Genomic DNA, 15192 nt, shown 5'->3' on the forward strand with positions numbered 1-15192 from the left:
AACACTTTCCTCCCGCCTTCAGCACGGCCCGGCCTCCTGCACCAGCGGCCGCCAGGCCGCCCGGACGGCGGGAGGCAGCGCCAGCTCGGGCCAGAGCTCGACCAGCAGCACGCCGTCGACGTGATCGAGGATCTCCTGTGGCGTGCCCTCCCGGAGCAGGGCGGCGTAGGCGTCGCGCCGGGCGCCCCGGTCGGCCAGGTCGTAGACCCTGTCACGGAAGCGCACCGTGGACAGGGCCTTGTCGGCGCCCAGCCGGGGCAATCGGTTGGGGACGAAGACCGCGCCGACCCGGGCGAACTCCACCTTCGGCTCCAGCACCAGGCGGAACCCGGCCGCGTCGAGGATGCGCCCGGCCGTCTCGAGCGTGGGCGACTTCCTGCCGTGTTCGTACGCCGACAGCGTGGTACGTGACGTGCCACTGACGCTGGCCAGCACCGACTGCTTCATGCTCGCCGCATGCCGTGCCTGCTTCAGCAGCAGCCCGCCCCGCTCGGCCCACCGAACGTCGGGTAGAGAGACCATGACACCTCCAGGTATCCCAAAGGATACTACAGAGAGGAAACATCAGCGCACGGAACGTCAGGAACGCAGCTCCACCAGCGTGATCTCGGGAGGCGCGCCCACCCGCACCGGCGGCCCCCAGAACCCGGCCCCTCGCGTGACGTACACCTGCACCCCGTCGACGGTGGCCAGCCCCGACACCACGGGCTGCTGCAACGGCACGATCAGGTTGAACGGCGCGATCTGCCCGCCGTGCGTGTGGCCTGACAGCTGGAGGTCCACGCCGTAGCGCGCGGCCTGCTCGACCTGCACCGGCTGGTGGGCCAGCAGGACCGTGGAGCGCGAGGTGTCGCGCCCGCCGAGCGCCTTCTCGAAGTCCGGTGGCTCGTTCATGGCGGCCCCGCCGAGGTCGTTCACACCCGCCAGGTCGAGCACCGCGCCCTGGTGACGGATCTCCACCCGCTCGTTCCGCAGTGACCGCACCCCGAGCCGGTCGAGCTCCTCCACCCACTCCCCCGGCCCGTTCGCCGTGTAGTACTCGTGGTTCCCCGTCACGAAGTACGCGCCGTACCGCGACTCCAGGCTCCGCAGCGGCCTGGCCAGCGCGCCGAGCTCGGCGACGCTCCCGTCGACGAGGTCGCCGACGATCGTCACCACGTCCGGACGCAGCTGGTTGATCATCCGGACGATCCGCTCGGTGTGCCCGATACCGGTGATCGGCCCCAGATGGATGTCGCTGACCACGGCCAACCGCAGCCCGCTGAGCCGGGAGTCCAGCTTGGGCAGCGTGATCCGCACCGGCTCGATCACGGGGTCGCCCAGCGCCGTGCGCACGCCGTACCCGACCGTGGACAGCGCGCCCACACCCGCGACGGCGGCGGTGGCGCGCCCGAGGAACAGCCGCCGGCTCACCATGGACGGCGGGACCGGCTCGACCGGAGCCTCGGCGACCGGGGCGGGCGGCCCACCCGCCGCAACCGCCACGGCCTGCGACTCCACGACGGCCTTCGGGCGCGCCGCTCTGCGCAGCACCAGCCACGCGACCGCCCTCGGCACCTCCAGCACCAGCAGGAACACCACCAGGTAGAACATGATCGCCACCCAGAGGTACCCCGGCCAGGCCAGCCACCGCCCCATCTCCAGGCGCTGCCCTGCGAACGTCGCGACGACGAGCAGGACCAGGCCGACGAGCCCCCAGGTCAGCGCCGTGCGCAGGCGCCCTGGCCGGGTGGTGGACCGCACCAGCCGCTGCCACAGGTACAGGTGTACCGCGAAGACCAGGACGACGACCGAGACCACGAAGACCCAGACCACGTGGACCATGCTACTTACGACTTGGCCGACGCCTTCTTCGCAGGCGTCTTCTTCGCAGGAGCCTTCCTGGTGGTCGTCTTCTTCGGCGCGGGAGCCCGTTCGCGACGCTCGGCCAGCAGCTCGGCCGCCCGCTCGATCGTGATGTCCTCGACGGTGTCGCCCTTGCGCAGCGACGCGTTCGTCTCCCCATCGGTGACATAAGGGCCGAAACGCCCCTCCTTCACCACGACAGGCTTCTTGGAGTTGGGGTCCTCGCCCAGCTCACGCAGCGGCGCGGCGGCCGCGGCCCGGCCCCTGCCACGCGGCTTGGGCTGCGCGAACAGCTCCTTGGCCTGCTCGATGGAGACGGTGAACAGGTCCTCCTCCGAGGTCAGCGACCGCGAGTCGGTGCCCTTCTTCAGGTACGGCCCGAACTTCCCGTTGTGCGCCACGACCTGCTCGCCCTCGAGGTCACCGACCACCCGCGGGATCGACAGCAGCCTGAGCGCGTCGTCCAGCGTCACGGTGTCGAGCGACATCGACTTGAACAGCGAGCTCGTCCGCGGCTTGGGGGCGTCGGCCTTGCGGGTCCGCTTCTTCGGGGTCTCCTCCTCCGGCGTGGGCAGGATCTCGGTGACGTACGGCCCGAACCGCCCGTCCTTCGCCACGATCACGTGCCCGGTCTCCGGGTCGCGCCCCAGCTCGCGATCGCCCGTCGGGCGCGCGAACAGCTCCTCGGCCTTGTCGGCGGTCAGCTCGTCGGGCGTCATGTCCTCCGGGACGTTCACCCGCGCGCCATCCCTGTCGAGGTACGGGCCGTACCGCCCGACCCGGATGACGATGTCCGTGCCCTTGATCGGGAACGAGCTGATCTCCTTGGCGTCGATGTCGCCGAGGTCGGTGACCATCTCCTTCAGGCCCTCGTCGCCGTCGCCGCCGTAGTAGAAACGCTGCAGCTCGGGAACCCGCTCGGCCCGGTCGTTGGCGATGTCGTCGAGGACCTTCTCCATCTCGGCCGTGAAGTCGTAGTCGACCAGGTTGCCGAAATGCTGCTCCAGCAGGTTCACCACGGCGAACGCCAGGAACGACGGCACCAGCGCCGTGCCCTTCTTGAAGACGTACCCGCGGTCGAGGATCGTGCCGATGATCGACGCGTACGTCGAAGGACGCCCGATCTCGCGGTCCTCCAGCTCCTTGACCAGCGACGCCTCGGTGTAACGGGCGGGCGGCTTGGTCGAGTGCGCGGCCACGTCCAGCCGCGACAGGGCCAGCGCGTCGCCCTCGGCCAGGCTCGGCAGCCGCTTCTCGGAGTCGTCGCGGTCGGTGGACGGGTCGTCGGCCCCCTCGACGTACGCCTTGAGGAACCCGTAGAACGTGATCGTCCGGCCGGAGGCGCTGAACTCGACGTCCTCGCCGGCGGACGACCTGCCCGCCACCTTCACCGAGATCGACTCGCCGACCGCGTCCTTCATCTGGGACGAGACCGTGCGCTGCCAGATCAGCTCGTACAGCCGGAACATGTCGCCGGACAGCCCGGTCTCGCCAGGAGTGCGGAACTCCTCCCCGGACGGCCGGATCGCCTCGTGCGCCTCCTGAGCGCTCTTGACCTTGCTGCTGTAGACGCGCGGCTTGTCGGGCACGTACGCGGAGCCGTACAGCTTGATCGCCTGCGAGCGGGCGGCGGCCACCGCGGTCTCCGACAGCGTGATGCTGTCGGTACGCATGTAGGTGATGAAACCGTTCTCGTAGAGGCGCTGCGCCACCTGCATCGTGTACTTCGCGGAGAAGCCGAGCTTGCGGCTGGCCTCCTGCTGCAAGGTGGTCGTCCGGAACGGCGCGTACGGCTTGCGGGTGTACGGCTTACGCTCGACGGACTTGACCGCGAACGACGCGCCCTCCAGCCTGCCCGCCAGCTCGCCTGCGGCGGCCTCCGACAGGTGGAGCACGTCGCTCGTCTTGAGCCGGCCGGTGCTGGCGAAGTCGCGGCCCTGCGCGACCCGCTTGCCGGCGACCGAGGTCAGCGTCGCGGTGAAGTCACTCGGGCGCTCCTCGGGCTTGTTGGTGTCGAAGAGCGCCTGAAGGTCCCAGTAATGGGCGGTCGTGAACGCCAGGCGCTCCCGCTCGCGCTCCACGACCAGCCTGGTCGCCACCGACTGCACGCGCCCCGCCGACAGCCGCGGCTTGACCTTCTTCCACAGGACCGGGCTGACCTCGTAGCCGTAGAGCCGGTCGAGGATGCGCCGGGTCTCCTGGGCGTCGACCAGACGCAGATTCAGGTCACGCGGGTTGGACACGGCGTCGCGGATGGCCTGCGGAGTGATCTCGTGGAACACCATCCGGTGGACGGGCACCTTCGGCTTGAGCACCTCGCGCAGGTGCCACGCGATGGCCTCGCCCTCGCGGTCCTCGTCAGTGGCCAGGTAGAGTTCGTCGGCGTCCTTGAGCAGCTGCTTCAGCTTGCTGACCTGCGACCTCTTGTCGGGGTTGACGACGTACAGCGGCTCGAACTCGTGCTCGACGTTCACCCCGAGGCGTGCCCACGCCTCCCCCTTGAACTTCTCGGGGATGTCGTCGGCCTTCTCCGGCAGGTCACGGATGTGGCCGATGCTCGATTCGACGATGTAGCCGCGGCCGAGGTACCCGGCGATCGTCTTCGCCTTGGCGGGCGACTCGACGATGACCAGGCGTGTTCCGCCGGCGCTGCCGTTCTTGGCTGGCACGCTGCTTCCTACCTCGCTGTTCGCTTGCTATTCCCCCTGCCGGGAGCCGGCACCGATCTGAAAGGTAACCCGACTCGCGCAAATTTCCTTCCCCCGGGGCTACCCACTGCCTTTCGGGTCCACCCACAAGCACGCAGAATAAGCCCCAACGAGCGGCATGGCGCCCTGACTCACCCTGGAGACTAATCGTTGTGCACGACTACTCCTACATGGATATCTTCATACCGCGCGACACGACGCGTGAAGCAGCACGTCAGCTGCTGACCGAACACGCAGAGTACGGCCAGTGGGAGCTTTCACGCGTGCGGCTGCACCCCGACGGTAGCCGGTACGTACGGCTGCGCCGCAAGATCATACGGGTGCGCAGCACGCTGTGACCCCTGGCATGGCTTTGCCCGCCCCGGGCCGCGCCCCCGGAACGGGCAAAGCGTCTGGCGCAGGCGGCTCACAGGCTGTGAGCGCCCGCAGTCCTGGCTACTTCCGGCCGAGCCGGAACCGGCGGGTGGTCGCGAACAGCGTCGCGGAGGCGGCGAGCATGCCGCCGATCACCAGCGCGAACAGGGAGCTCGAGTTCATGCCGGTCACGCCCGCGGGCTGAGCGGCGCTCATCAGGCCCAGGTCGCCGACGGGCAGCCCACCGGCGGCGGACGTCACCGCGCCGCCCACGGGGGTGGACTTGACCAGCGAGGTCGCCGGGGCGAGGGCCGACGCCGGGCCGTTGACGCCCGCGACATTGGTGACCGGAGCCTTGCCGTGCTTGGCAGGCTTGGCAGGAGCGGCGGGCTGGCCGGGCTGGCCGGGCAGGCCGGGCAGGCCGGGGAGCCCTGGCAGTTCGGGCAGGCCGAAGGAGTCCTGGACGTCGCCGACGACGGGCAGGGCCGGCAGGCCCGAGCCGCCCTTCTGCTGGGCGACGTTGCCCGGCAGCCCCGGGACGGCGGGCAGCAGCCCACTGGTCTTGGACGCCGCGAGCTTGCCGCTCTCACGCATCCACTGTGTGTAGCCGTCGTGACCGTCGTGACCCGGCCTGCCGACGTGGGCGCCGCCGAGGCACCCGGCGGCGGCGTCGCCCAGGACGGCCACCGCGTTGCCGCAGACGTTGATCGGCGCGGTGATCGGCGCGACCACCTGGTTGCCGCCGAGCACGCTGTGCTCGCCGGACGTGCGGTTGCCGCCCGCGCCGACGCCGCCGTTCTGCGAGACACTGGCCCCGCCCTTGCAGTGGGCCTCGGCCAGGCCGAGCGCGGCCACCGCGTTGCCGCAGGCGTTGATCGGGGCGGTGATCGGCGCGACCACCTGGTTGCCGCCGAGCACCGAGTCACGGCCGGACGTGCGGTTGCCGCCCGCGCCCCGGCCGCCGTCGCGCACGGACGCGCCGCCCCGGCACCCGGAGAAGGCCTCGCCGATCAGCGCGACGGAGTTGCCGCAGACGTTGATCGGCGCCGTGATCGGCGCGACCACCTGGTTGCCGCCGAGAACCGAGTCACGGCCGGACGTGCGGTTGCCGCCCGCGCCCGGCCCTCCGGCGCCGCGCTCGACGCTCACGCCGCCCTGGCACCCGGCCTGCCCGTTGCCGACCGCGTTGCCGCAGGCCGTGATCGGCAGGCTGATCGGGGCGATGACCTGGTTGCCGCTGCCCACGCCGAAGCGTCCGTCGGTGTCGTTGCCCGTCGAGCGGCCCCACCCGTGGCCGCCCTGGTAGCCGTGCGGCGGCCTGCCGCCGTTGTGCACGGACGAGCCGCCCTTGCAGCCCGAGAACGCCTCGCCGAGGACCGCGACGGAGTTGCCGCAGATGTTGATCGGGGCGCTGATAGGCGCGATGACCTGGTTGCCGCCGAGAACCGAGTCACGGCCGGACGTGCGGTTGCCGCCAGAGCCGACCCCGGAGTTCTTGACCTCGGCGCCGCCCTTGCAGCCCGCGGTCGCCTCACCGAAGATCGCCACGGCGTTGCCGCAGGCGTTGATCGGGGCGGTGATCGGCGCGATGACCTGGTTGCCGCCGAGCACGCTGTGGTCGCCGGACGTGCGGTTGCCGCCCGCGCCGCCCTTGCCCGAGTTGTGGACCGCGGCGCCGCCCTTGCAGCCCGCGTCGGAGCTGCCGAAGAGCGAGACCGCGTTGCCGCAGGCGTTGATCGGCGCGCTGATCGGGGCGTTGACCTGGTTGCCGCCGAGCACGCTGTGGTCGCCGGACGTCCTGTTGGGGATGCCGCCCCTACCGGTGTTGGTGACGCTCGCGCCCCCCTGGGAGGAGGCGTGGGACTCGCCGGCGACACCGACGGCGTTGCCGCTGATGTCGATCGGCAGGGAGATGGGCAGGTTGATCTGGTTGCCGCCGCCGACAGAGGAGTCACCGGAGGTGTCGGCCATGGCGGTGCCACCGCCGAAAGACATGGCCGCCACGGCCAGCAGGGCCACCGGGGCAGAAGCCTTCGCCCACGTACGCATAATGAACGCTCCTTGATGCTCTTGGGGGGATTACCTGACGGTTCACGGGCAGCCCGAGGACATGCGGGGGCGCAGGATGCGCCGCGCACAGCGGAGACCTCGGGGTCGTGAATCGGTGACTGATGTGTCACCCGCTGGCGGAGGGGATATGGCCACGCTCCACCGTCGGCTGGTGAACAGCCGGAATGTCCTGGCGGGGATCAGTCAGGTGAGAAAGAAGGGTCGTCAGCCGCTGTGCGGACGACGGGGGGAAGCACGCACGCCAGAGGGGCGGGCGTGGCAGCGAGACGCGGATTAACGAAGGACCTCGCAATGTCCCCCATACCCGGCCCGAAGGGGCCGCTGCCACCGCCGTTGGGTGCCAAACCGTTGGTGCCCAACATCTTGCTCGCGGTGGAAGGTTGTGGCAGGCCGGGGTCGGACTGGCTGGTCAGCCCGTCGACCGTCAGCCCCGCCATCGCCTCGGCGTTGTCGGACGCCGAAACCTTGCCGCCTGCCGTGGGGAAATCGCCCGTGATGGGCCCGGTGACGGCATGGGGCGTTTCTGTCGCCGCGGTGGACTCCGCGGCGGCCGGAGAGGAGGAGATCATCCCGAAGAGAACGGCGAGCAACCACCCGGCGGCCACCAGGGCTCCCAGCGCGGCCGCTCGCGCCAGTGCCTGGCGGGCACCGGCCGCGAACCGCGCCATCCGGCGTGGCCGTTCGATGATCGTGTGCTCTGTCGAGTCGGTCACGGGCACGCACCACGCGGCGAGGGACGTATCCCTCTGTCGCCGCGTCGATCGTGCCACGTGACCTCCTCCAGAACCGGCCTCAGAGTGTGAGGCCGGTCTGCGGACCACCCCTCAACGGTCCGTAACCGTAGCAGCACTCAAGGTGGCCGCAAGGGGTTTTCAGCAGAGATCCAGGAATCGGTCAAGCACTCGTACCCCAAACTGGAGCGAATCGACCGGGACACGCTCGTCCACCCCATGGAACATCCCTGAGAAGTCCAGCTCGGCGGGCAGCTTGAGCGGCGCGAAGCCGTAGCCCTTGATGCCCAGCCTGCTGAACGCCTTCAGGTCCGTGCCGCCCGACATCGTGTACGGGACCGCCCGCCCGTCGGGGTCCTCCGCCTGCAGCGCCTCGGTCATGGCCCGCACCAGCGGCCCCTCGAAGCCGAACTCCAACGCCACCTGGTGCTGCACGAACTCCCTAGTGACGTTCGGCCCGAGCAGTTCGTCGACCGTGGCGAAGAACTCGTCCTCGAAGCCCGGCAGGAACCGCCCGTCGATCACCGCCGACGCGGTCTGCGGGATGACGTTCGACTTGTAGCCCGCGTCCAGCATGGTGGGGTTGACGGTGTTGCGCAGGGCGGCGCCGATCATCCGCGACAGCGGGCCCAGCCCCGACACCGCCTCCTCACCGCCCACCTCCTCCAGGAACATCCGCATGGTGGGCGTCAGCCGCACCGGCCACTCGTAGCGCCCCAACCGCCCGACGGCCTCGGCCAGCTCGGTCACGGCGTTGTCCGAGTTGAGCATCGACCCGTGTCCGGCGCGGCCCGTGGCGGTCAGCCGCATCCACGCCATGCCCTTCTCGGCCGCCTCGATCAGGTACAGCCTGCGGTCCTCGCCCACCGACACGCTGAACCCGCCGACCTCCCCGATCGCCTCGGTGACGCCCTCGAACAGCCCCCGGTGCTCGTCAACCAGGAAGTTCGCCCCGTACACCCCGCCGGCCTCCTCGTCGGCGGTGAACATCAGGACGACGTCCCTGCTCGGACGGCGGCCCTCCCGCAACCTCTGGCGGGCGACGGCCAGGATCATCGCGTCCATGTCCTTCATGTCGACCGCGCCGCGCCCCCACACGCACCCCTCGGAGACCTCGCCCTCCAGCGGGTGGTGCTTCCAGTCGGAGGCGTCGAACGGGACCACGTCGAGGTGCCCGTGCAGCAGCAGCGCGTCACGCCCCGGGTCGGCGCCCTCGATCCGGGCGATCACGTTCGCCCGGCGGTCATCGCTCTCGAGGATCGTCGCCTCCAGCCCGACCTCGGCCAGCTTCTCCGCCACGTACTCGGCCGCCGCCCTCTCACCCGGGCCCGCGTTGTCGCCCGCGTTGGTCGAATCGATGCGGATCAGATCGCGGCACAGGTCGACAACCTCGTCCATGACGGCTCCTTAGCTCGGGTACGGCCTGCCCTCATCCTCCCCTCCCGGATTACAGGTATGACGCACCCCTCAGAGTTTGCTAACCTTACGGAGCCGACGCGGGATGACGGTCCCGCGTGCAGGCACCAAGTCCGGGTGGCGGAATAGGCAGACGCGCTAGCTTGAGGTGCTAGTGCCCTTTGCGGGGCATGGGGGTTCAAGTCCCCCCTCGGACACCCAGGAGACCCCGAGTTTGTGCAGGTCACAGGCTCGGGGCTTTTGCTTTTTCGCCACCAGAACGAGCCGTGATACTGATGGTGTTCGATGGCTTCGCCAGACCACGCGATGACGTACGGACCCGCACCAGCGCGAGGCTCGCGGCAGCGATGTCCGCTGATCGTTGCAGGGCGGTCATTGAGGAGTCTCCGCCTACCGCTCGTCTCCGGCCATCTGACGGTCACACAGCCCCACGAGATCGCCCTGTACGCCGGGGCGTTCGCCGAACTGGCCGCCCTGGCGGTGTACGGCAAAGCCGCCCGCGCTTTGATCACCAAGGCGATCCAAGCCGTGGATGGCTGACGACGAAGGACCTGTCACGAAAATCTCTGGCGGTGCCGCATTTGCGCGGGGCCTTCGCGATATCCCCTATTGCGGTCGCATCAGGTCGAGGTCCTCGCCCCACGCGTCCAGCACTGCGCCGTGGCCGGCGTGCCGGGCGGCTGCCTCGACAAGGGCGAAGAGGCGCCGTTGCATGAGCACGTCTCCCATTCGTGAGATGCGATCCACGGCGTCCAGCAGCATGCCGGTGTCCCAGCCGGGCAGCGGGTATCGGGCGAGTTCCCACTCCAGGTACTTGTTGTAGGGGCGGGGGCGACGGTCGAGAGCGAAGAGCAACTCCAGCAGGAACCGGATGCTGTCGGCGGCGTCGAGGCGGGCGGCGAGCGAATGTCCGTCACGGTCGTTCTTGACGGAGCGGTAGAGGGAGTTGGCATAGGCGTCGAGCCATTCACCGCAGTCCCTGAATGCTTCATCGGCGTCGAGCCGTGCCTTGGCGGCCAGGATCTGGGCGATGCCTCCGTCGAGCCGGTCGAGCATGATCCTGGCGCGGGCAAGGGCGTAGCGCTCGAAGCCGGGCATTCCGGCCGCGCGGAACTCGGCGAGAGAGATGATGACGAGGTCGAGTTCGGGAGTGCGGTGGCCCATGAACCGAGTGAGATCCGTTGTCACGCCGTCGGCGAGGACGACGTACAGGTCGTGGTCCGAGTGCTCGGTGATCATGTCGTGGGCGTGAGAGCCCTTGAGGACGAGTCCGACGACGGCGGGGTCGGCGGCGGCGAGTTCAACGAACGCGTGGTAAGTGAGGGGCTGCTGAGCGGGCATCGTGTGATCTCCGGTGGGATGTGACGGCTATGCCTGTTCGAGGCGGCTCCATCTGTCAGGGTCGCCCGCACCGCCTGCGGCGGCACTCAGCCGCCGCCCTGAAGATCAACGCACGTGTGGACTGTATCGCCCCGGCTGCCAAGCTCACGGCAAGTTTCTAGGTATCCGGATGTCCTTCAAGGTCCCCCGGGTGCCGAGAGTTCAAATCCCCCCTCGGACGCAGGTGCCGCGAGTGGTGTTCGATCAGCTGGCTCACCTGGGCTGTCCTGTTCTTTCGCGCTGGAGTCGAGTCACACGGCGGCGATGTCGAGCTGTTTGTGCTCCATGTCGGCGCCGTTCATCATCTTGCCCACCGTCTGGCCGATGACCGGCGCGCGCATGAGACGCAGCATCGCGGTGCGCATGATCTGTTCCTTGCGGTCGTGGGGCGTGAAGAGCCTGCGCATGGTCAGCGCGGAGCCTTGCTCGGTGTGGATGAACGGCCGCATCCGGGCCTCCCACGCCCGCAGCGCGCCGGGCAGGTCGTCGGGGTGGCGTTGCAGCATGGTGCCCAGCAGTTCGCCTCCGGCGATGCCGCTGGAGGCGCCCATGCCCGCGTACAGGGTCACGCACCAGGCGGCGTCGCCGACCAGGACGACCCTGCCCCGGTGCCAGCGCGGCATCTTGACCTGCTGTACGGAGTCGAACAGAAACTCCGGGGCCTGCTCGAACCGCGTGAACAAGCTCTCCAGCAGGGGGCCCGCGGGCTGCGGGCCGAAGGCGGCGCGGATCGACTCGATCGGCGGGCGGGCGAACTCGGCGTCGATGTCGCCGGTGCGGTAGGAGAACAGCAGGCTCGGCGGGTGGTTGTGGAAGGGGAAGGTCCATGCCGAGCGTCCCGGTTCGGCCAGGATCAGGCCCTTGTGCAGGCCGAAGCCCTCGATCGGCTCGTCGAGCAGAGTGACGGCGATCATGTAGTTCAGCGGGTGCAGGTAGTCCTGCGGGCCGAAGACCAGCTTGCGTACGGTGGAGCGTAGACCGTCGGCGCCCACCACCAGATCGAAGCGCTCGGTGACGACGGTGCCCGAGGCGGTGTCGTGCAGGGTGACCTCGGCGGCGGAGTCGTCCTGGGTGATGCGAGTGGGCACGGTGGAGTACCGGATCTCGACATCGTCCGGCAGCGCGGAGAACAACCCCCGTTCCACGTCGCCGCGCAGCAGTTGCCGGGGTCTGCCGGGCAGGCTCGCCGGGTTCATCCCCGGGGTACGGCGTCCGGCCCGGTTCACCTCATAGGAGGTGAGCCGGGGGCTGCCGCGGTCTCCGATGGCGTCCAGCACGCCCATGCGCCGAGCGGAGGCGACGCCGGTGCCGAACAGCATGACGAAGTACCCTCCCGAGCGGCGCGCGGGCGCCCGCTCGACCAGCACCGGCTCCCAGCCGACCTGCCGTAGCCGTAGCGCGGTGGCGATTCCCGCGATCCCGAGCCCGACCACCAGTGCACGGCGGCCACCGGTTGTGTCTTGCATGACGACTCCCTTTCTGTCCTGTACGAGCTGGTTCTTCTGGTCACTTGGCGTTCCTGCGTGTGGCCGCCCCTGGCGCAGCCGCCGAGGACGTGGCTGCGCCCGCCGAGGCGTACGCGCGCTCGGGGGTGGGGCGGGGCCGTCGCCCTGCTGGACGGGGTTTCCGCGGGTGTTCTGCGCTTTCCCGCAGGCCGGGTCGCCGGGTCAGACCGCCGGAGCTGCGGGGGTGTGTCCGTGGGCCTCCATCGAAAGGTCCTGCCAGTCGGCCCAGGTCTTGAGCCGGTCGGCGTAGATCTGCGGGATCATCTGGTGGCCCTGGGTGCCGAAGAACACCCGCAGGGGCGGGTTGTCGACGTCAACGATCTTGAGGAGCGCCCGGCCCGCGGCGGCCGGGTCGCCGGAGTCGAGCGTCGTCGCGAACGCTGCGAAGCTCTCGCGGAAACCGTCGTAGAGCGGGTCGGCCTGGGCATGGACGGCGCCGGCGGCCCCGTCGGTGGCGTAGGAGCCGGGCTCGACCAGGGTCACCTTGATACCGAAGGCGGCGACCTCCTGGGCGAGGGATTCGCTCAGGCCTTCGAGGGCCCACTTGGAGGCGTGGTATCCGCCGCCGAGCGGCATCGCGAAGAGGCCACCGGCTGAGGAGATCTGGATGATGTGCCCTCCGCCCTGCTCGCGCAGGTGGGGCAGCGCGGCCTGGACGACCCACACCACGCCGAACAGGTTGGTCTCCAGCTGGTCGCGCAGTTCCCGCTCGGACAGCTCCTCGACAGCGCCGAGCAGGCCGTAGCCCGCGTTGTTCACGATGACGTCGAGACGGCCGAAGTGCTCCTTGGCCCGCGTCACGCTCTCGAAGACGGCGGCCCTGTCGGTCACGTCCAGCGCGAGCGGAAGCACCGCGTCGCCGTATGCGGCGACCAGCTCGTCAAGGCTTTCGGTGTTCCGGGCGGTCGCGGCCACCTTGTCGCCGCGCGACAGGGCGGCCTCGACGAAGCTGCGGCCCAAGCCGCGGGACGAGCCAGTGACGAACCAGACCTTGCTCATGATGTCTTTCCGTTCTTCCTGTGGTGAGGGATAGAGGGCCGAACTGGCCGGGGCGCCTCGGACGGCTTTGCTCGTCCGCGTGGCCTACTGAGGCCGGACGTTGTGGTTGTGGGCGAACAGATTGCCGGGGTCGTACTGACGCTTGACCGCCGCGAGCCGCTTGTAGGTCTGCCTTGGATAGATCGCGGCGACGTCCTCCTCGGTGGCGGAAGCGAGGAAGTTGGCGTAGGCGCCGTCGACGTGAGGTGCGAGTCTCTGCCAGATCGCGTCCAGAGCTGGACGAGCGGCCTCGACGACCGGCCCTGGACCCGCGGTGGTGGTCACGAACATCAACTCCGCTGGGCGATGCGCGTAGGCGGTGGCGTCGTCGGGGACTCGGGATACCGCACCGCCGACGCTGCGAACGGCGATGAACGGCGACCGCTCCGATGCCCCGACCTCAGCAAGGATCTGAAGGACCTCGGACACCGATTCCTTGTCGACAAATGCGCTTCGGGTGACAAGTTGGATGCCAGGCGGCGGGGTCACGCCGTCCACGAGCGTGTCCGCATAGGGCTTCAGCGCGACATCGTCGTCGATCACCGTGCCGAGCCGGCGGATCGGGTCGATCGCCGCCGCGGCGAGCTCCGGGTCGTCGCCGTCAAAGGCGACCTGGATCTCCACCGGCGCCTCGGGCCCGCCGGCGAAGGGATTGGCGAAGTTCGCGATGGAGGTGAGCTCTTCGGGGGCGGTGCGGAGGTAGTCCGCCCAGCCCTGGAGCACGCTGGCCGTCTCCGACGCCGGGAAGGCGATCTTGCCGTAGAAGATGTCTGTCGTCGGGTGTGCCTCGAACTCGAAGGCGGTCACGATCCCGAAGTTGCCGCCGCCACCGCGAATCGCCCAGAACAGCTCCGGGTTCTCCTCCGCGCTCGCAGGCACGACCTCTCCGTCGGCCGTGACCACCTCGGCCGCGACCACGCTGTCCAGGGCCAGGCCGTACTTCCTGACCTTCCAGCCGATGCCACCGGTCAACGTCAGCCCACCGACACCGACGCTCTTGGTGTCGCCGGAGGAGATCGCCAGGCCACGCGGGGCCAGGACGGCCGCGACCTGACCCCAGTTGGCGCCGCCGCCGATCCGCACAAGGTGACGTTCGTCGTCGACGATCTGCACGTTCGCGAGGTTGCTGAGGTCGATCACGACGCCGTCGTCGTTGGTGCCGAAGCCCGCGAAGCCATGGCCGCCGCCTCGCACGGACAGCAGAAGCCCTGCGTCGGCAGCGAATCTGACACCTGCTTGCACGTCCGCGACGCTCTTGGGCCGCAGCACATAGGCCGGACTACCCGCAGCCAACACCGAGCGGCTGGCCGATTCGTACTCCGCTCCGCCCGGTTCGATGATGTCGCCGCCGAAGTCACGGCGAAGGGTTTCAAGCGCTGAGTTCATGACGTTCCTTCCACGTGGGAGAGTCCTGGGTTATCCGAACTGGCCGGGCTGGTAGTCGCCGGCGGGCTGCCGGACGATGACGTTCAGGCGGTTGAAGGCGTTGATGAGAGCGATGAGCGACACCAGGGCAGCGAACTGCTCTTCGTCGTAGTGCTTGGCGGCGTTCGCCCAGGCCTCGTCCGTGACACCACCGGCCGCGTCGGCGATGCGGGTGCCCTGCTCCGTCAGCTCCAGGGCGGCGCGCTCGGCGTCGGTGAACACCGTGGCCTCCCGCCAGGCCGCGACCAGGTTGATGCGCACCGAGGTCTCCCCGGCGTGCGCGAGGTCCTTGGTGTGCATGTCGATGCAGAAGCCGCAGCCGTTGATCTGACTGGCCCGGAGCGTCACCAGGCCCTGGGTCGCGGTCGGCAGCGTCGACTCCTCGGCGATCACCCTGCCGGCCGAGGCCAGGTACTTCAGGGACTTGGCTGCGAGCGGGCTGCCGGAGAGGTTCAAGCGGGGTTCCATGATGCGGTCCCTCGTGTCGTTGCGTGTTGCGCTGAATGAACACAAGATGCCGACGACCCGATCCTTGTGACAGCGCCGTGACGTGACGTGCGCCACATACAGGTGACTCGCGACGCTGCCTCGGCGTCACGTCATTCGGCAGCGGACAACAAGGACGGCTACCGTCTCGGTGTCACAAAACGCCGGGTCCCGTCGTCTGGTGGGTGTGACAGTTGAGAGCGAACAGGAGCCACCCATGGCCGGCACGCCGCA

At 69.4% G+C, this 15192-nt stretch carries 13 protein-coding genes and 1 tRNA gene; 3 read left to right on the top strand and 11 right to left on the bottom strand.

All coding sequences use genetic code 11. The annotated features are described in order from the left end of the window. Window positions 1-18 precede the first annotated feature (18 nt). The 3 genes from ABZ297_RS25525 to topA are packed head-to-tail and all read right to left on the bottom strand — an operon-like array spanning window position 19 to window position 4514. Window positions 19-522 (bottom strand): helix-turn-helix transcriptional regulator, encoded by a 504-nt coding sequence (locus tag ABZ297_RS25525; RefSeq protein ID WP_355350752.1) that lies wholly within the window; start codon window positions 520-522, stop codon window positions 19-21. 57 nt (window positions 523-579) lie between these two features. Further along, a complete protein-coding gene (locus ABZ297_RS25530) occupies window positions 580-1815 on the bottom strand; it encodes a metallophosphoesterase (RefSeq protein WP_355350754.1) in 1236 nt (411 codons plus the stop codon). A gap of 14 nt (window positions 1816-1829) precedes the next feature. Further along, window positions 1830-4514, bottom strand: coding sequence for a type I DNA topoisomerase (gene topA, locus ABZ297_RS25535; RefSeq protein ID WP_355350756.1), 2685 nt, complete (start codon window positions 4512-4514; stop codon window positions 1830-1832). A gap of 191 nt (window positions 4515-4705) precedes the next feature. Between topA and ABZ297_RS25540 the strand changes: the two genes are divergently transcribed. Beyond that, entirely contained in the window at window positions 4706-4891 is a 186-nt protein-coding gene (locus ABZ297_RS25540; RefSeq protein ID WP_350804996.1) for a DUF5703 family protein, read from the top strand. 97 nt (window positions 4892-4988) lie between these two features. On the opposite strand, the gene ABZ297_RS25545 is transcribed toward ABZ297_RS25540, so the two are convergent. From ABZ297_RS25545 to ABZ297_RS25555, 3 genes are all read right to left on the bottom strand, one after another. Next, window positions 4989-6956 carry a chaplin family protein gene (locus ABZ297_RS25545; protein WP_355350759.1) on the bottom strand — a complete coding sequence of 656 codons (1968 nt, stop codon included), beginning with the start codon at window positions 6954-6956 and terminating at the stop codon, window positions 4989-4991. A 200-nt stretch (window positions 6957-7156) separates the two neighbouring features. Continuing rightward, window positions 7157-7690, bottom strand: a complete 534-nt coding sequence (locus tag ABZ297_RS25550; RefSeq protein WP_355350761.1) for a hypothetical protein — start codon at window positions 7688-7690, stop codon at window positions 7157-7159. Between the two features lie 159 nt (window positions 7691-7849). Next, window positions 7850-9106 (bottom strand): M20/M25/M40 family metallo-hydrolase, encoded by a 1257-nt coding sequence (locus ABZ297_RS25555; RefSeq protein WP_355350763.1) that lies wholly within the window; start codon window positions 9104-9106, stop codon window positions 7850-7852. A 129-nt stretch (window positions 9107-9235) separates the two neighbouring features. Here ABZ297_RS25555 and ABZ297_RS25560 point away from each other — a divergent pair. Both ABZ297_RS25560 and ABZ297_RS25565 read left to right on the top strand, forming a co-directional pair. Further along, window positions 9236-9321 (top strand) — tRNA-Leu (locus ABZ297_RS25560). Between the two features lie 178 nt (window positions 9322-9499). After that, complete coding sequence (locus ABZ297_RS25565; RefSeq protein WP_355350765.1) at window positions 9500-9664, top strand: hypothetical protein; 165 nt, start codon at window positions 9500-9502, stop codon at window positions 9662-9664. A gap of 66 nt (window positions 9665-9730) precedes the next feature. Here ABZ297_RS25565 and ABZ297_RS25570 read toward each other — a convergent pair whose 3' ends face one another. The 5 genes from ABZ297_RS25570 to ABZ297_RS25590 all read right to left on the bottom strand — a co-directional run bounded on the left by ABZ297_RS25570 (window position 9731) and on the right by ABZ297_RS25590 (window position 14940). Next, on the bottom strand, window positions 9731-10465 hold the full coding sequence (locus ABZ297_RS25570) for a hypothetical protein (RefSeq protein WP_355350767.1): 735 nt from the start codon (window positions 10463-10465) through the stop codon (window positions 9731-9733). A gap of 290 nt (window positions 10466-10755) precedes the next feature. Further along, the gene (locus ABZ297_RS25575) at window positions 10756-11970 is read right to left on the bottom strand and encodes an FAD-dependent monooxygenase (protein ID WP_355350769.1); all 1215 of its coding nucleotides are present in this window, start codon (window positions 11968-11970) and stop codon (window positions 10756-10758) included. 201 nt (window positions 11971-12171) lie between these two features. Next, window positions 12172-13008, bottom strand: a complete 837-nt coding sequence (locus ABZ297_RS25580; protein WP_355350771.1) for an SDR family NAD(P)-dependent oxidoreductase — start codon at window positions 13006-13008, stop codon at window positions 12172-12174. 84 nt (window positions 13009-13092) lie between these two features. Continuing rightward, window positions 13093-14433: an FAD-binding oxidoreductase gene (locus tag ABZ297_RS25585; RefSeq protein WP_355350773.1), complete on the bottom strand. Its 1341-nt coding sequence runs from the start codon at window positions 14431-14433 to the stop codon at window positions 13093-13095. A gap of 30 nt (window positions 14434-14463) precedes the next feature. After that, window positions 14464-14940 (bottom strand): carboxymuconolactone decarboxylase family protein, encoded by a 477-nt coding sequence (locus tag ABZ297_RS25590; RefSeq protein ID WP_355350775.1) that lies wholly within the window; start codon window positions 14938-14940, stop codon window positions 14464-14466. Window positions 14941-15192: the final 252 nt, after the last annotated feature.

This window comes from Nonomuraea sp. NPDC005983 (assembly GCF_040614375.1).
GTDB lineage: Bacteria > Actinomycetota > Actinomycetes > Streptosporangiales > Streptosporangiaceae > Nonomuraea.